This window comes from Stenotrophomonas sp. TWI587, from assembly GCF_039674145.1.
GTDB lineage: Bacteria > Pseudomonadota > Gammaproteobacteria > Xanthomonadales > Xanthomonadaceae > Stenotrophomonas > Stenotrophomonas maltophilia_AY.
The window spans coordinates 371,672-388,119 of record NZ_JBDJMW010000003.1; the positions used below are offsets into that span (position 1 = coordinate 371,672).

Below are 16,448 nucleotides of genomic sequence, written 5' to 3' on the forward strand. Positions count from 1 at the left end.
CCCCCATGCCGAAACACGAACCAGACCAAGGAAGTTCTCCGTACATGACCCTGTATTCGAAGTCCCGCGCGGCCTCACGCCGCCTCTCGCCGTCCCTGCTGGCCTCGGCCATCACCGGCACCCTGCTGGCCGCCATCGCCGTCCCGGGCCTGGCCAGCCCGACCAGCGACGTGCTGCAGCGCTACCAGCAGCAGCGCGCCGAACAGTCCGCCGCGTTTGGCCGTGATCTGCAGACCGCTTCGCTGGCCGCCACCTTTGCCATTCCGGCGTCGTCGGCTGGCCCGAATGCTGTCCTTGGCAGCCCGCACGTCAGCGCGGAGGTCGAGAGTCCGATCATGGGCAAGCCGGGCGATGTGGAAAGCTGGCGTAGTGATGAATTTGCAGGTGATTGGGGCCTCGCCGCGATCAATGCCGACTATGCCTATGCACGTGGTCTGACGGGCCAAGGCATCCGCTTGGGTATCTTTGATTCCGGCACCGGACTGGACCACCCGGAGTTCGAGGGCAAGAATCATCGCAGCATCCGCATCGGCGATCTGCTTCCGGACGGCACCCGCTGCACGAACACGACCGCTATTGCCGGTGCCGGCGCATGCTTTGCCAGCGATGGTGATGAGGTGCAGATCACCTACGTCGGGTTCAACGATAACGTTCCGGAGAACATTCGCGACATCATTCGCAATGGTGCTTACGTACAGCCCGGCATTTCCTATGGCACCCACGGTACGCATGTCGGCGGGACCATGGTGGCAAACCGCGATGGCAACGGCATGCACGGCGTGGCGTTCGGTGCAGACCTGACTGCGGCCAAGCTGTTCTTCAACTCAGCCAGTGAGTGGCAGCGGACGGCCACGGGCTATTCCGTGGTCTCGCTGGCTGGCGTCGGACCGGATTCGACGGCCTTCGCCGACATGTATGACCAGATGAACGCGCAGGGTGTTCGCGCGATCAACCACAGCTGGGGGCTGGCGACCGAGCCGGGCGCGGCGCTGATCGATCTGTATTACGGCGACGAGGAAACGCTCGACTACCTGAGCACGTTTGCCGATGGCTCCCGCGCCAATGGCATGATCCAGGTGTGGGCGGCCGGCAACAGCGGCCCGAACGCCAGTCCACAGGCCAGCCCGATCGCCGGCCTGTATGCCACGCTGCCGCGTGCGTTTGCCGACATCGAACAGTATTGGGTGAGCGTGGTCAATGTTGACCAGAACTCACTGCTCAGCAACCGCTCCAACAAATGCGGCCTGAGCGCCAACTGGTGTCTGGCCGCACCGGGCAGCAATATTGCGTCCACCGTGTACGGTAGCGACTCCCAGATCAACGCCGAACTGCTGGTCGACGTCGACGGCAACCTGCTGCTGGACGTCATCTCGCGGATGCCGACGTATGCCTATGGTCTCAACAGCGGCACCTCGATGGCTGCACCCCATGTCACCGGCGCGCTGGCGCTGCTGTTCGAGCGTTTCCCGTACCTGACCAATGCGCAGGTACGCGATGTGATGCTGACGACTGCCGCCGATCTGGGGGCACCCGGCATCGACGAGATTTACGGCTGGGGCCTTCTCGATCTGCGCAAGGCCATCGAAGGCTATGGCCTGCTCCGCGTCGATACCGACGTGGTCATGAACGAGAAGGCTGGCGGCCTGAAGGTGTGGGAAGGCGATGCATGGGACGACTGGACCAATGACATCGGCGGCCCGGGTAAGCTGACCAAGTCCGGCATCGGCTGGCTGCGTCTGAGCGGCGACAACACCTTCAACGGTGCGATCGTGCGCGAGGGCGTGCTGGAGCTGGACGGCGCCAATGCACTGACCGCCTCGGTCGATGTGCAGGGTGGCCAGTTCCTGCTCAACGGCAGCCTGGTGTCCACCACGCTCAACAGCCTGGGTGGTAGCAGTGTCATTTCCACCTCCGGCGTGCTCGATGGCTCGGCACTCAATGTGACCGGAGGTTCGGTCACGTTCAACGGTCTGCAGCAGGACGCTGATACCACCGTCGGCAGCGGCGGCAGCTTCGTGCTCAACGGCCGTCTGGTCGACAGCACGCTGACCTCGGCCGGCACCACCCGCGTCAACGCTGGTGCACTGCTGGATGGTTCGGACCTGCTCGTCACCGCCGGCACCGTGTCCTTCAACGGCGTGCAGCAGGACGGTTCGACCGTCGTCGGCGCCAAGGGCACCCTGAAGGGTGTCGGCACGCTGGGCAGCACGCGCGTTGAAGGCATCATCGCGCCGGGCAACTCGATCGGCACGCTGACCATCAACGGCGATTACGTGCAGACCGCCACCGGCGTCTACCAGGCCGAGCTGGCCCCGGGCAGCCGCAGCGATGTGCTGCGCGTGACCGGTACCGCCACCCTGGGCGGCACGCTGAAGGCATTGCCGGAAGCCGGTGTGTACTACCTCGGCGAGCAGTTCAACTTCCTGCAGGCCGCTGGTGGGGTGAACGGTCAGTTCGCGACCACGGACTTCTCGGCGTTCTCGCCGTTCCTGCAGTTCAACCTGGCCTACACCGCCGGCGGCATGAGCATCGGCGTGGCACGTGGCAACTCGCTGGCCAGCGCTGCGGTCACCGCCAACCAGATCGCCGTGGCGACCAGCGCAGATCGTCTGGGCGTCAACCAAGGTCTGCCGAAGCCGTTGACGCAGCTGTTCGCGGCCCAGGTCGGTGCGGCGCTGGACGCGCTGAGTGGTGAAATCCACGCCGCCACGCCGATGGCGCTGGTGGAAAGCAGCCGTTACCTGCGTGATGCGGCCCTGAGCCGTGCGGTGGGTGTGCGTTCGCCGGCTGCCGGTGATGACGCAGCCGCAGGTGGCGCGTGGGTGCAGGCGATCGGTGGCAGCGGCAAGCTTGATGGCGATGCCAATGCCGCGCGTACCGATTCCAACAGCAACGGTCTGCTGGTCGGTGCCGACCATGTGTTCGGTGGCGGCTGGCAGGTCGGTGCGCTGGTGGGTACCGGCCGTACCGATATCAAGCAGGCGGCCGGTCGCGGCGCCCGTTCGGAAATCGACAACACGCACTTCGGTGCCTATGTGGGCAATCAGTGGGGTGCGTTCGGTCTGCGCGCCGGCCTGGGCTATTCGCGTCACGACGTGGACAGCAAGCGTCAGCTGACCTTTGCCGGCTACCAGGATGCGCTGTCAGCCAAGTACGACGCCACCACCCGTCAGGCCTTCATCGAAGGTGCGTACCGCTTCGGCGGTCGCGAGGCGGGTCTGGAGCCCTACGTGCAGTTCGCCCGCGTTGAAGTGGACGTGGACGGCTTCGCCGAACAGGGTGGCGCAGCTGCTCTGAACGGTCAGGTCGCCGATACGAGCACCAACGTGGCGACCGCCGGTGTGCGCTTCGACAAGGGCCTGAAGACCTCCTGGCAGCAGGAAAGCTGGCTGCACGTCCGCGGTGGCGTCGGCTACCGTCGTGCCTCCGGTGACCGCAGCCAGGTCGCCGATCTGGCCTGGACCGGTGGCAGCAGCTTTGCTGTCAGCGGTGCGGCCATCGCCGACAACGCCGTGGTTGCCGAGCTGGGCCTGTCGGCCTGGTTGAGCCCGCGCAACCAGCTGGAGCTGGGCTACAACGGCACCTTCGGTGACGACGCCCGCGACCGCAGCGTGACCGCGCGCTGGTCCGTGCAGTTCTGATCCAGCGGTACCGGTAAACGGAAAAAGGCGGCCATTGGCCGCCTTTTTCTTGCCTTAGAATCACCGGCATGAAAACCAAACAGGACATCGTCGAAAACTGGCTGCCGCGCTACACCGGCGTGCCCTTGGAACAGTTTGGCCAGCACATCCTGCTGACCAACTTCGGTGGCTACCTCCACACCTTTTCCTAGCTCACCGGCGCTTCCATCCAGGGCGCGGACCGGCCGATGGCCAGCGTCACCAGCGACGACATCACCCTGATCAACTTCGGGATGGGCAGTGCCAACGCGGCCATCATCATGGACCTGCTGTCGGCGGTGATGCCCAAGGCGGTCCTGTTCCTGGGCAAGTGCGGGGGGCTCAAGCGCAAGAACCAGCTGGGCGACCTGATCCTGCCGATCGCCGCGATCCGTGGCGAGGGCACCTCCAGTGACTACCTGCCGCCCGAGGTCCCGGCATTGCCGGCCTTTGCCCTGCAGCGGGCGGTCTCGACCATGATCCGCGACCTGGGCCACGACTACTGGACCGGCACGGTCTACACCACCAACCGACGGGTCTGGGAGCACGACGAGGCCTTCAAGGAAAAGCTTCGGGTGATGCGCTGCATGGCCATCGACATGGAGACGGCCACCCTGTTCGCGGCCGGCTTTGCCAACCACATTCCGATCGGGGCCTTGCTGTTGGTCTCCGACCAGCCGATGATTCCCGATGGGGTGAAAACCGAGGCGTCCGATGCCAAGGTCAGCTCCCAGTTCGTCGAGAACCATATCCAGATCGGTATCGAGGCGCTTAAGCTAATACGGCGCAACGGCAAGTCGGTCCGCCACCTGCGCTTTGACGAGTAACGGCAATGGAACGGGTGGGCGTCTTGGGGCGCCACCTACAGGGGTAGTAAATGGACGTGGCGGCACAAGTAGTGGAATTCTGGCGCGACGCTGGACCGCAGAAGTGGTTCGCGCGTGATGACGCGTTCGACGCGCGCTTCCGCCAGCAGTTCCAGGAAGAACATTTCGCTGCTGCCCGCCGCGCCCGCGAGCATTGGCTGAGCAGTGCCGAAGGCGCGCTCGCCCTGATGATCCTGCTCGATCAGTTCCCGCGCAATTGCTTCCGCGATACCGCGCACTCCTACGCCACCGATGGCCTTGCCCGTCATTACGCCATGCGTGCGGTGGAGGAGGGCCTGGACCTGCAGCTGGTGCCCAAGCTGCGTGCCTTCATCTACCTGCCGTTCGAGCACTCCGAGGATCCGCAGGACCAGGAGCGTTCGGTGGCGATGTTCGATGTGCTGGGCGACAAGGAATACCTGCAGTACGCCGAGCTGCACCGCGACATCATCCGCCGCTTCGGCCGTTTCCCGCACCGTAATGCGGTGCTGGGGCGGATGCCGACCCCGGAGGAGCTGGACTATCTGGCCGAAGGTGGGTTTGCGGGGTAACCGGTGGACGGCGCCACCGGCGCTACGAACAAAAAACGCCGGCAATGCCGGCGTTTTTCGTATCGCGCTGCGGGCTGAAGATCAGTACTTCGGCACGCCGTTGTCCACCTCGTTCGACCAGGCATCGATGCCGCCGGTGATGTTGGACACCTTGGTGAAGCCCAGGGCGCGGAACTGCTCGGCCGCCTGTGCGCTGCGGCCGCCGTGGTGGCACAGGAAGGCCAGCGCGGTGTCCTTGGGCAGGGCTTCCAGACGGGCGCGGTTGTCGCCGTCGAAGGTCTCGAACGGGGCGTTGATCGCCGCGATCGCACGCTCGTCGGCCGGGCGTACGTCCACCACGGTGATGCTGCCGGCACGCAGCTGGTCGTCCGCATCGCGCACGCTCAGTTCCTGCACGGCCTTGGGCGCGTTCGGGTTGTCGATCGCCAGGCCCTTGCCACGGATGTCGTCGACCCAGTCGATGGTGATGCCTTCGGCACGGCGTGCGCTGGCCAGATCGAACTGCACGCGCAGGCCGTTGGACTCGGCGGCGATCGCGTTGTCGTCGTGCGGGGCCAGCTGGAAGTTCGGCTGGAAGCGCGCGTCGATGCCCAACTGCAGCGAAGCACCGGGGGAATCGGCCAGCGCGCCACGCAGCATCTCCACCGCCGCCGGGGTGACGGTGATGCGCGGTGGGGTGCGGTCCGGGGCGGCCAGGCCGAGCACGCTGCTCAGCTCACCGCTGCCGGCCATCTGCAGGATGATGTCGCTGCCACCGACCAGCTCGCCGTCGATGTACAGCTGCGGGATGGTCGGCCAGTCGCCATAGGCCTTGATGCCTTCACGGATCTCGGCGTCGGCCAGTACGTTGACGTGGTCGAACTCAACGCCCAGGTCCTGCAGGGCGCCGACGGCCTTGGCCGAGAAACCGCACTGCGGCATGCTCGGCTGACCCTTCATGAACAGCACGACGCGGTTGGCGTTGAGAATGGATTCGATGCGCGAGCGCAGGGCGGGATCAAGGGACATGACGGTCGGGGTCCGGATATGCGAACCGCCTATTCTACGCGGCATGGCATCATGGGGCATGACCGTACCGGAAACGTTGCATCGCATTCCCCGGCGCCCGTGGCGCTGGGTGCCGTGGCTGGTGCTGTCACAGGCGCTGGTGGTGGGGGTCTGGGTGGTCTGGGGCTGGCGCTGGGGGCTGCCCGTGATGGTGGCCACGCATGCCCTGTTCATGGTGCCGGTGTTCCTGCCCAACAGCCGGTTCTATGCCCCGGTGGTGAGCCGCCTCCCCGGCGATGCCCGCAGGGTCTGGCTGACCATCGATGACGGCCCGTCTGCGGACACCCCGGCGGTGCTGGACCTGCTGGACCGCTACGAGGCGAAGGCAACTTTCTTCCTGGTCGGCGAGCGCGCGCAGGCGCAGCCGGACCTGGTCCGCGCGATGCTGGCCCGTGGGCACAGCCTGGGCAATCACAGCCATCGGCACCCGCAGACGCGCTTCTGGCGGCTCGGGCGGCAGGCGATGGCCGCCGAGATCACACAGTGCCAGCAGGCCCTGACCGCGATCGCGGGCACCCCACCGCGCTGGTACCGCTCGGTGGTCGGGATGACCAACCCGTTCGTGGCCCCCGTGCTGAAGCAGTGGCAGCTGACCCGGGTCGGCTGGAGCGCGCGGGGGTTCGACGGCGTGGCGTGCACGCCCGATCAGGTGGTCGAGCGGATCACACAGGATCTGGCGCCGGGCAGCATCGTGCTGCTGCATGAGGGCGCCGCACATGGCCACAACCTGGCCATCATCGAGGCGGTGCTGCAGGCGGTGCAGGCGCGTGGCCTGCACGCCGGTCTGCCGGACTGACGCCAGGTGGGTGCCCGGCGCAGGCCGGGATCAGCTCAGGGAGCCGATGATCATCAGCAGCACCACACCGAGGATGCTGCCGATCGAGATCACCAGGCCGAGGATCGCAAACACACGGCGGCGGTCCGGCTGCAGCGCACCGGCGACGCCCAGGCCGAAGGCCACCAGCTGCATCAGCGCGGTACACATCAGACCGAGGCCGACCAGGATTGCCGACATGGAGGTCTCCTCCATGCCGCCGGGCGTGGTGGTTTCGATGACGCCGGCCACCACGATCAGGCCGAGCATCAGCATGGCGCCGCCCAGGGCGGTAATGAAGGCGGCAATACCCATGCCGGAATGAGGGGTGTGCATCGGGGCTCCTTGTTGATGCGGTTGAACGGAAAATTCAGTGGGCGAGGGGCTGCGCGCTGGTGGCGTCGGCCGGGGGATGCGAGGCATGCCACTGGTCGCGGATCCAGCCGCCGAGCGAGAGCTGGGCGATCAGCACGCCCAGTGTCACAAGCAGCGCGATGATGCCGAACAGACGGCGCCGGCGTGGCTGCAGCACGCTGCCCAGACCGAGCAGCAGGGCCAGGATGGCCAGCCCGACACTGCTGCCCAGCAGGGCCGCCAGCGACCACGGCAGCTCGCGCATCGCCGCATGCTCGGGGGCATGGGCGTAATGCATGCTCAGCAGCAGCATCACCAGGCCACAGGCGCTGACGATCAGCGCGGCGATGCCAAGCGCGGAATGTCGGGTCTGTCGGGGCATGGGCGGCTCCTTGCCGGAAAGGGGGCGCGAGTATGCGCGTGTGCGGGCAGCGGCGCGAGCCGCGGTGACTACGCCGCGGGCGGACGTTCGCCGACGATCAGCCAGTTATTGAACGGCGTGTTGCCATACAGCGGTGTCATCTGCAGGCGCAGTCCGGCGGTTACCAACGGGCTGCGCAGGCTGCCTGCGTCCGGGTAATGGCGCGGGCGCGTGCCCATCCAGCCGACCAGGTGCGCAAGCATGTCGGTGATCCGCGTGGTGCGATCACGACCACTGTGGTCGGCCAGCGTGGTGCGGATCACCAGCCGTGCGCCGGGTGCCACACGCGCGGCGGCATCGAGCAGCAGTTGCGTCTGGGCGGGGGCGGGCAGGTATTGCAGCACGTCCAGCAACGCGACGTTGCCGTGGTGGGCGGGCAGGGCGGCACTGGCATCCACGCAGGTGAACCGTGCGTGCGGCAGCGCGGCGCGTGCGCTGGCCTGCTCGGCGCGGGCAACCTTGCCAGCGTCGATGTCCACGCCGTGATACGCCAGAGTGTTGCCCTGCTGGCGGAGCACGTGGGCCAGCAGCCCCAGACCGCAGCCGATATCCAGCAACGGGGCCGCGGGTGCATCGTTCAACGCAGCGAGCACGCCCGGATACAGCGGATCGCTGCCAAGCTTGCCGCGGCTGTAGTAGTAATCGCGACGGTTGCCGAACCGCTGCGCCGGCAGGAACGCCGTGGCGATCCGGCGGGCCTGCTCCCTGGCCAGCGGCAGCGTGGCCTCGCTCAGCGGGTGGGCTCCGCCCACTGCACGCGCGTCACTTCGAACGCGCGCTGGTGCCACAGCGTGTACATCGTGGCGGACGGATGCAGACCATCGTCGGCCAGCATGACGCGCTCGCCGCCCAGCTGGCGGCTCAGGTCGGTGATGTCGACAAACGCCACGTCATGCTCGGCACAGATCGCCGCGGCGGCGGCGTTGTAGGCGTCCAGTTCCTGACCGATCTGCACGCGGTCGCGGCCGGCGTCCACGGCATACGGGGTCACGCCCCAGTCCGGGATCGAGAGGACCAGCACGCGCGCGGCACGGTCGCCAGCGAAGGCAAGCGCGCGCTGCAGCAGAGCGGTGAAGCGCGGGCGGTACTCGTCCACGCTGCGCCCACGGTATTGATCGTTGACCCCGATCAGCAGGCTCACCAGCTCGAAAGGCCCCTGCGGTGCGGCGGCATCGATACCAGCCTCGAGCTCATCGGTGGTCCAGCCGGTGGTGGCGATGATGGTCGGGTCGTCCACGTCCACGCCGATATCGCGCAGGGCCGCGGCCAACTGCATCGGCCAGCGCCCGGCGGGCTCGACGCCTTCGCCGATCGTGTAGGAATCGCCCAGCGCCAGGTACGGCAGGCCCATCAGGCCACCGCACTGCGCGGCTTGAGCGGCACCACCTTGGTATTGGCTTCGGCGCGGCGTGCCAGGGCGCGGTCGATGCGGGCGAACACATCGCGCATGACCTCCGGCTCGGGCAGCAGGGTCACGCGGAAGTGGTGGCGGTAAGGCACGTTGAAGCTGGAGCCCGGCACCACCAGCACGCCTTCCTCGTTCATCAGCTCCAGCGCGAAATCATGGTCGTCGAAGCTGCGTGCGGCAGCACCCACCACGGCCGGGAATGCATAGAGCGCGCCAGCCGGGGCCACCAGCGACAGATGCTCGCTGGCGTTGCAGGCCTCGATCACCGCGCGGCGGGTTTCATACAGACGGCCACCCGGCGCGCACAGCGGCGAGATGGTGTCCGGCCCGTTGACGGCCGCATCGATGGCGTACTGGCCCGGCACGTTGGCGCACAGGCGCAGGGCGCTGAGCAGGTCCATCGCTGCACGGAACTCGCCCAGCCGCTCGGCTGCGCCGGACAGCATCGCCCAGCCCACGCGCCAGCCGCAGGCGCGATGCACCTTGCTCAGGCCGCTGAAAGTGATGCACGGATGGTCGCCGGCCAGGGGCGCGACCGCATGGAACTGCGCGTCGTCGTACAGGATCTGGTCGTAGATCTCATCGACCATCAGCAGCAGGTTGTGCTTGGCGGCGATGGCGACGATGCGCTCCAGCAGCTCGCGCGAGTAGCTGGCGCCGCTGGGGTTGTTCGGGTTGATCAGCACGATCGCGCGGGTGCGCGAGGACACCAGCGCCTCAATCTCGACCGGGTCGGGCTGGAAGCCGTTCTCCGGTGCGCAGCGGTAATACACCGGACGACCATCGTTGAGGATCGTCGCGGCCGACCACAGCGGGTAGTCCGGCGAGGGCACCAGCACTTCATCGCCCGGGTTGAGCAGGGCGCGCAGCGACAGGTCGATCAGCTCGCTCACGCCATTGCCGATGAACACCCGGTCCGGGTGCGCATCCGGTGCGCCGCGGCGGGCGTAGGCGGCGGCGATGGCTTCGCGCGCCTCCGGCAGGCCCTGCTGATGGGTATACGGATCGGTACGGCCCATGTCGTCGGCGATCGCGCGCTGCAGATGCTCCGGCGCACGGAACCCGAAGTTGCCCGGGTTACCGATGTTGAGCTTGATCAGCTTGCGGCCCTGGGCCTCCAGCTCCCGCGCTCGTCGCGCCAGTTCGCCCCGGATCTCGTAGCGGACTTCGGACAGGCGCTCGCGGGTGGCGAGCGGCTTCAGCGGGGGCGTGGACATGAACGGGCCGTCATTCAGGCATGGAAACCGCATGGTAGCGGAATTGCTGCGTTGCAGGGCATGCGTTTCCGGCCAAATGCCCGGCGCTGCAAGGCAGTTGCAGATGAAAGGATTTTCGCCCCTCCACGCCAGCGCCGGTTCGCTGCGGCGACGCCGGTCGCCACACCCCTTAGAATGGGCACGATGAGCGAACCCACTGATTACCTTGCCCTGCAGACCATCGGCTGGCCCTGGCCGGGCGGCCCCGAACTACCGGCCTGGCAGGCCCTGTTCGAGCAGTTCCCGCAGGCGCGCCCGGGCCGGGTGATCGAGCAGCATCGCACCGGGTACATCGTTGCCGATGCGCCGGAAGCGGCGATCAAGACCGAATCGCCGCCGGAATGGCAGCGCCCGCGCTTCCCCAGCCACGAGCGCGCGGCAGTCGGCGACTGGGTGCTGCTGGAAGGCATCAAGATCGTGGCCCTGCTGCCGCGGCGCACCGCGATCAAGCGTGGCGCGGCCGGCGAGCATTACCACCAGCAGGTGATCGCGGCCAACATCGATACGGTGTTCATCGTGTGTGGCTTGGATGCGGACTTCAATCCGCGCCGGATCGAGCGCTACCTGCTGCTGGTCGGCGGGGGCGGCGCGCAGCCGGTGGTAGTGCTGACCAAGGCCGACCAGACCGAGTACAGCCAGGATGCCCTGGATGTGCTGGAAGAACTGGCCGCGCAGAACATCCCGCTGCTGGCCATCAACGGCAAGGACCCGGCCAGCGCCTCGGCCCTGCTGCCGTGGCTCGCGGCCGGCCAGACCGTGGTGCTGGTCGGCTCCTCCGGTGCGGGCAAGTCGACCCTGACCAACACGCTGCTCGGCGAGGAGCGGATGAAGACCGCCGATGTGCGCGTCAACGACTCGCGCGGCCGCCACACCACCACGCACCGTGCGCTGATCCCCTTGCCGGCCGGGGCCTGCCTGATCGACACCCCCGGCATGCGCGAGCTCAAGCCGACCGGTGAAGAAGCACTGAGCGAAGGCGGTTTCTCCGATGTGGAGGCGCTGTCGGCGCAATGCCGGTTCCGCGACTGCGCGCACCAGCGTGAGCCGGGCTGTGCGATCCGCGCGGCCATCGATGACGGCACGCTGGATGAAGAGCGCCTGCTCAACTACTTCAAGCTGAAAGAAGAAGTGGCTGCCGCTGCGGCGAAGCTGGCCGTGCGCCAGGCGCAGCAGGCCATCGAGCGCAAGCATGTCGGCAAGGGAGCGCAATGGCGCCCAGGCGGGAAGGGCGGCCGGCGCTGATCTGTCTTGAGTTTTGATACTGTCCGTCCATGGACACGCCAATGACCGTGGATCGCGACGTTGCCCACCACACCGCGCTCGATGCCCAACTGGTCGAGGCGGTGGGCGGGATCAAACTGCTGGGGCTGACCAGCTGGCCGGCCGCGCTGCAGGCGCCCTTCCTGGCCAGCATCGCCCGCGGTCAGCCGGTGCTGCCGCAGGTGGACTATCCCAGGCTCGATTTCACCGATACCCGCCACCGGCTGGCCGCGATCAGCGCCCAATGCGATCCCGACCATCCCATTGGCCTGTACGTGCAGCGCTCGGCGCACAGCTGGGATCAGGCGGCCGGCCTGCTGGAATCGCTGGGTACCGCCGAGGTGGATCGGTACTCGGTGGAATTGTTCGGCGCGCCCGAGCAACCGCTGCCGGGCAACGGCCCCAGCACCCGCGATGCCGCCCGCCACTTCATCCAGATCGCACAGGAACTGGACCATGAGCTGCTTGCGCCCGAAGAACAGGTGCCGGTCTCGGCCACCGCGCTGCAACTGCAGCTGCAAAGCGATCTGGATGCCTTCTTCGAATCGCGGATCATCACGGTGCAGCTCGATCCGGAGCTGATCTCCAAGGCGGCCGCCGGCCCGAACCGGATCCGCCTGCGGACCAGTGCGCGCTTCAGCGCCTACGACCGCGCGCAGCTGTTCCACCACGAGGCGCTGGTGCATTCGCTGACCGCGCTCAACGGCCGCGAGCAGCCGCACCTGCCCAGCCTGGCGCTGTCCTCGCCGCGGGTCACTGCCACCCAGGAAGGACTGGCCACGTTCGCCGAGCAGATCACCGGCAGCATCGACATCGAGCGCCTCAAGCGCATCAGCCTGCGCACCGAGGCCATCGCCATGGCGCGCGAAGGCGCCGATTTCATCGAGGTGTTCCGCTACTTCTGCGAGGCCGGCCAGAACAACGAAGAGAGCTTCGCCTCCGCCCAGCGCGTGTTCCGCGGTGTACCGCCGAGCGGCGGCGCGGCCTTCACCAAGGACACCGTGTACCTGCGCGGGCTGGTCTCCGTGCATACCTTCTTCCGCCACATGCTGGCCGAAGACCGCCTGCAGGTCTGCCGCTGGCTGTTCGCCGGCAAGATGTCGCTGACCGATGCGATCGCCTTCGCGCCACTGTTCGAAGAAGGCATCCTGCGCCCGCCGCGCTGGCTGCCGCACTGGGTCAGCCGCGCGAACGGATTGGCCGGCATGCTCGCGTTCTCGCTGTTCGCCAACCGCATCCGAATGGATCAGCTCGCCCCCGAGTAGTGCCGGCCGGCGGCCGGCAAGCGCGCGCACCTTCCACGTGCGCCCGGCGCGTTAATGAGCACTGCATCGCAATTCATCTGCGATGACCCGCACCGTAAACATCCTTTCATCTTCCGCTCGCATGCTGGTCATGCACCTGCATTGCGCAGGTCATCTTCCCCCATGTAACGGACGACCATGCTTACCCGACCCCTGACGATCGCGGTGGCGCTCGCGCTGTGCGCCGCCAACGCCCACGCTGCCGATGTAGACGCCACTGCCGCTGCCAACGTTGCGCTCAGCGCGCAGACCCTGGACACCGTTTCGGTGATCGGCCAGGGCGAGACCCGCCAGGTGCAGCGCATCACGGCCGTGGACAAGGAAGTGCTGCCGCCGGGTACCAGCGGCCAGAAGATCCTCGACCGCCTGCCGGGCGTCTCCGTGCAGTCCAACGATGCCTTCGGCGCCAATGAAGAATCGCAGACGATCAGCCTGCGCGGCTTCGACAAGAGCCGCCTGGGCTACACGCTGGACGGCATTCCGCTGGGCGACAACAGCTACGGCAACTACAACGGCCTGAGCATCGCCCGTGCGCTGATCGCCGAGAATCTGGCCGGCGCGGAACTGTCGCAGGGCATCGGTTCGCTGGGCGTCGCTTCGACCAGCAACCTCGGCGGCACCATCCAGTACTTCTCGCAGGACCCGTCCACCGAATTCGGTGGCAAGGCCAGCGTCACCGTGGGCGATGACAACCAGCGCCGCGGCTACCTGCGCGTGGACACCGGCGACATCAACGGCTTCTCGGCCTACGTGTCCGGCGTGCACCAGGATTCGGACATGTGGGCCGAGCCGAACCAGAACCAGACCACACGCCAGTTCAACGCCAAGGCGATCTGGAACGTCGGCGACAACCGCTTCGGCGCCTTCGCCGCGACCTCGCGCGTGAGCCAGGCCAACTACGCCTACCTCTCCAAGAGCATGCTCGCGCGTGGCCTCGGCTGGGACTGGAACATCTACGCCCCGGACTGGGATCGCGCCGTCGCTGCCGCCTACTGCGCACCGGGCACCTACAACGCGCAGAAGTGTGCGTTCACCGGTGGCGTCAACAGCATCGATGATGCGTACTACCAGAGCCGCGCACTGCGCGACGACAACCTGTACTCGCTGGATGCCGACCTTGCGCTGGGCGACAACGCCCGCCTGAAGCTGCTCGGCTACCACCACGAGAACCGTGGCCAAGGCCACTGGTGGGCACCGGGCCAGCCGTCCAATCCGGGCACCGCGCAGATGCTGCCGATCTCCATCCGCAGCACCAACTACACCATCAACCGCCAGGGCATCACCGCCGCGCTGAGCTGGCAGTGGGGTATTCATGAACTGGAAGCGGGGCTGTGGTACGAGCGCAATGACCACAACGTCGAGCGCAACTTCTACTACATCACCGGCCCGTTCCTGGATGACGGCTACCTCAACCACCCGGACCGCCGCCTGTTCGACCAGGACTTCGACATCCGCACGCGCCAGTTCTACGTGCAGGACCGCATGCGCTTCCTGGACGACCGCCTGACCGTGGACGTGGGCATCAAGAGCCCGAACACCCGCATGACCGCCAACGCCAAGCCGGGCACCGAAGCCAGCTACGCCTCGGGCACGCTGACCGCCAAGGAATCGGTGCTGCCGCAGGCCGGCATCGGCTTCAAGCTGAGCCCCAACCAGGAAGTGTTCGCCTCGTACTCGGAGAACATCGCCGCCTTCGTCGGTGGTGGCAGCGGCGGCCCGCTGCAGGTCTCGCCGGAATCCTTCGCGGCCAGCGCCGGGCTGGAACCGGAGAAGTCCAAGACGCTGGAAGCCGGCTTCCGTACCTTCGGTGAGAAGTACCAGGCCTCGATCGCCGCCTATCACGTGACGTTCGACAACCGCCTGCTCTCGCTCAATCCCTGCACCAGCATCGAAGTAGGCACCCGCCCGGAGTGCATCACGCGCTTCATCAACGTGGGTTCGGTGAAGAGCCGCGGTGCGGAACTGACATTCATCCTCAAGCCGATGGACGGCCTGCAGTGGTACAACGCGCTTTCGTGGAACAAGACCACCTACGAGGACAACTACACCTCGGGCGGCGCGATCGTGCCGGTGGCCGGCAAGATCACGGTGGATACGCCCGAGCGCATGGCCTCCAGTGAGATCAGCTGGAACCACGATGGTTTCTTTGCCAGCCTGCGTGCGAAGTACACGGGCAAGCGTTACTACACGTACACGAACGATCAGTCGGTGCCCGGGGTGACGACGTTCGATGCGGGCATGGGGTATTCGTTCGGGCCGGGCATGGGGCTGCGCGATATCAAGGTTTCGCTCAATGCGACCAATCTGACCAACAAGCGTTACGCGGGTCAGTTGAGTTCGTTCGCGCCGACGGATCCGACCGGGACGCGCTATGCGATCCACGCGAGTGCGCCGCGTCAGGTGTTCATGACGGTGGCTGCGGAGTTCTGATTTCCGCACGCAAAGGCAGGGGTAGCCACCGACCGTTGGTCGGTGGCTTTGCCGTGTGCACCGCCACTAGCGTCACGCCTAGAGCGCAAAGCCTGAAGCGCAAAGCCTCCCAAATGGCTGGGCCAGGCGCGGGGTGTGTGGGTTCGCGGGACGCGCCGTGAACCCATCCATGGGGGCTCGTGAGCCGCATCCATGCGGCACAACGGTCCCGCCAACCCACACACCCCACGCCTCCGACAGTTGGCTGGTGGCCATGGCAAAGCAACGCAACGCAACGCTGCCGGCGGACAGGTCCGAGGCGAGCAGAGCTGGGTGATCAGGGTAGCCATCGACCGTTGGTCGGTGGCTTTGCTTTGTGCGCTGGCACAGTTCTAAGCCAAGAGCGCTATGTGCGTCTGTTCGCTGGGCTTGGCGTGGGGTGTATGGGTTCGCGGGACGCGCCGTAAACCCATCCATGGGGGCTCGTGAGCCGCATCCATGCGGCACAACGGTCCCGCCAACCCACACACCCCACGCCTCCGACAGTTGGCTGGTGGCCATTGCAAAGCAACGCAATGCAACGCTGCAGACGGACAGGGCCGAGGCGACTCGTGCTGAGGTACCTGAGCTGAGAAAGTTACGCAGATCAATCGAGCCGAGCGAGCCAAGCGGACCAAGCAGGTCAAGCTGGTCAAGCAGGTCAAGCAGGTCAAGCAGGCCGAGCAGGCCAAGCAAGTCAACGAAGCGAACGAATCCATCAAGGCAGGCCAAAGCAACGGCAGCACCAAGCGCCTGCTCTTTCGTTGCGCACCAGCGTCCTGTCAAAGGGTGGGCACGGGTGGGTTGGCGGGACCGTATGCCGCCATGGATGGCGGCATACGAGCTTACATGGACGTACTTGCAGCGGGTCCCGCCAACCCACCCGTGCCTACCCAGCGCGACACGAGCCTGCCCACCGGCTTTTGATCTGTTGTCGCCGTTACCATCGCCATCGCCATCGCACGTAGTCCAGCTTTCCACGAAAGTTCGAATGAGAAGCAAAAAAAAAGCCGCGATGCCAACCAGCATCGCGGCTCACCTCGTGGGGGAGGCCACGCAT

General features: G+C 66.6%; 12 protein-coding genes and 1 pseudogene. 7 read left to right on the forward strand and 6 right to left on the reverse strand.

The features are described from left to right. Positions 1-44 precede the first annotated feature (44 nt). The 3 genes and pseudogenes from ABE464_RS07330 (at position 45) to ABE464_RS07340 (ending at position 5,076) form a co-directional block, all read left to right on the forward strand. Positions 45-3,641, forward strand: a complete 3,597-nt coding sequence (locus ABE464_RS07330) for an autotransporter domain-containing protein (protein WP_346471397.1) — start codon at positions 45-47, stop codon at positions 3,639-3,641. A 68-nt stretch (positions 3,642-3,709) separates the two neighbouring features. Beyond that, positions 3,710-4,486, forward strand: a pseudogene (locus ABE464_RS07335) (AMP nucleosidase). Positions 4,487-4,536: 50 nt separating this feature from the next. Beyond that, positions 4,537-5,076, forward strand: a complete 540-nt coding sequence (locus ABE464_RS07340) for a DUF924 family protein (RefSeq protein ID WP_346471398.1) — start codon at positions 4,537-4,539, stop codon at positions 5,074-5,076. An 81-nt stretch (positions 5,077-5,157) separates the two neighbouring features. On the opposite strand, the gene grxD is transcribed toward ABE464_RS07340, so the two are convergent. Beyond that, positions 5,158-6,084, reverse strand: coding sequence for a Grx4 family monothiol glutaredoxin (gene grxD / locus ABE464_RS07345; protein WP_346471399.1), 927 nt, complete (start codon positions 6,082-6,084; stop codon positions 5,158-5,160). Between the two features lie 58 nt (positions 6,085-6,142). On the opposite strand from grxD, the gene ABE464_RS07350 reads away from it, so the two are divergent. After that, entirely contained in the window at positions 6,143-6,919 is a 777-nt protein-coding gene (locus ABE464_RS07350; protein WP_346471400.1) for a polysaccharide deacetylase family protein, read from the forward strand. 30 nt (positions 6,920-6,949) lie between these two features. Here ABE464_RS07350 and ABE464_RS07355 read toward each other — a convergent pair whose 3' ends face one another. The 5 genes from ABE464_RS07355 to ABE464_RS07375 form a co-directional block, all read right to left on the reverse strand. Further along, positions 6,950-7,273 carry a hypothetical protein gene (locus ABE464_RS07355; protein WP_346471402.1) on the reverse strand — a complete coding sequence of 108 codons (324 nt, stop codon included), beginning with the start codon at positions 7,271-7,273 and terminating at the stop codon, positions 6,950-6,952. Between the two features lie 34 nt (positions 7,274-7,307). After that, a complete protein-coding gene (locus ABE464_RS07360; RefSeq protein ID WP_346471403.1) occupies positions 7,308-7,673 on the reverse strand; it encodes a hypothetical protein in 366 nt (121 codons plus the stop codon). Between the two features lie 68 nt (positions 7,674-7,741). After that, complete coding sequence (locus tag ABE464_RS07365) at positions 7,742-8,425, reverse strand: class I SAM-dependent methyltransferase (protein ID WP_346471445.1); 684 nt, start codon at positions 8,423-8,425, stop codon at positions 7,742-7,744. Positions 8,426-8,442: 17 nt separating this feature from the next. Then, entirely contained in the window at positions 8,443-9,063 is a 621-nt protein-coding gene (locus ABE464_RS07370; protein ID WP_346471404.1) for an SGNH/GDSL hydrolase family protein, read from the reverse strand. Beyond that, entirely contained in the window at positions 9,063-10,337 is a 1,275-nt protein-coding gene (locus ABE464_RS07375; RefSeq protein ID WP_070473632.1) for a pyridoxal phosphate-dependent aminotransferase, read from the reverse strand. Before ABE464_RS07375 ends, ABE464_RS07370 begins: the two co-directional genes overlap by 1 nt. A gap of 174 nt (positions 10,338-10,511) precedes the next feature. On the opposite strand from ABE464_RS07375, the gene rsgA reads away from it, so the two are divergent. From rsgA to ABE464_RS07390, 3 genes are all read left to right on the forward strand, one after another. After that, the gene (rsgA, locus tag ABE464_RS07380; protein ID WP_346471405.1) at positions 10,512-11,618 is read left to right on the forward strand and encodes a ribosome small subunit-dependent GTPase A; all 1,107 of its coding nucleotides are present in this window, start codon (positions 10,512-10,514) and stop codon (positions 11,616-11,618) included. A 29-nt stretch (positions 11,619-11,647) separates the two neighbouring features. Continuing rightward, a complete protein-coding gene (locus tag ABE464_RS07385) occupies positions 11,648-12,901 on the forward strand; it encodes a flavohemoglobin expression-modulating QEGLA motif protein (RefSeq protein WP_346471406.1) in 1,254 nt (417 codons plus the stop codon). A gap of 177 nt (positions 12,902-13,078) precedes the next feature. Continuing rightward, the gene (locus ABE464_RS07390) at positions 13,079-15,370 is read left to right on the forward strand and encodes a TonB-dependent receptor (protein ID WP_346471407.1); all 2,292 of its coding nucleotides are present in this window, start codon (positions 13,079-13,081) and stop codon (positions 15,368-15,370) included. Positions 15,371-16,448: the final 1,078 nt, after the last annotated feature.

Excerpts from the sequence above, each read along its gene's own strand:
- ABE464_RS07350 (WP_346471400.1), top strand. The coding sequence starts at position 6,143 with ATGACCGTACCGGAAACGTTGCATCGCATTCCCCGGCGCCCGTGGCGC.
- rsgA (WP_346471405.1), top strand. The coding sequence starts at position 10,512 with ATGGGCACGATGAGCGAACCCACTGATTACCTTGCCCTGCAGACCATC.
- ABE464_RS07385 (WP_346471406.1), top strand. The coding sequence starts at position 11,648 with ATGGACACGCCAATGACCGTGGATCGCGACGTTGCCCACCACACCGCG.
- ABE464_RS07360 (WP_346471403.1), bottom strand. The coding sequence starts at position 7,673 with ATGCCCCGACAGACCCGACATTCCGCGCTTGGCATCGCCGCGCTGATC.
- ABE464_RS07340 (WP_346471398.1), top strand. The coding sequence starts at position 4,537 with ATGGACGTGGCGGCACAAGTAGTGGAATTCTGGCGCGACGCTGGACCG.
- ABE464_RS07375 (WP_070473632.1), bottom strand. The coding sequence starts at position 10,337 with ATGTCCACGCCCCCGCTGAAGCCGCTCGCCACCCGCGAGCGCCTGTCC.
- ABE464_RS07370 (WP_346471404.1), bottom strand. The coding sequence starts at position 9,063 with ATGGGCCTGCCGTACCTGGCGCTGGGCGATTCCTACACGATCGGCGAA.
- grxD (WP_346471399.1), bottom strand. The coding sequence starts at position 6,084 with ATGTCCCTTGATCCCGCCCTGCGCTCGCGCATCGAATCCATTCTCAAC.
- ABE464_RS07330 (WP_346471397.1), top strand. The coding sequence starts at position 45 with ATGACCCTGTATTCGAAGTCCCGCGCGGCCTCACGCCGCCTCTCGCCG.
- ABE464_RS07355 (WP_346471402.1), bottom strand. The coding sequence starts at position 7,273 with ATGCACACCCCTCATTCCGGCATGGGTATTGCCGCCTTCATTACCGCC.
- ABE464_RS07390 (WP_346471407.1), top strand. The coding sequence starts at position 13,079 with ATGCTTACCCGACCCCTGACGATCGCGGTGGCGCTCGCGCTGTGCGCC.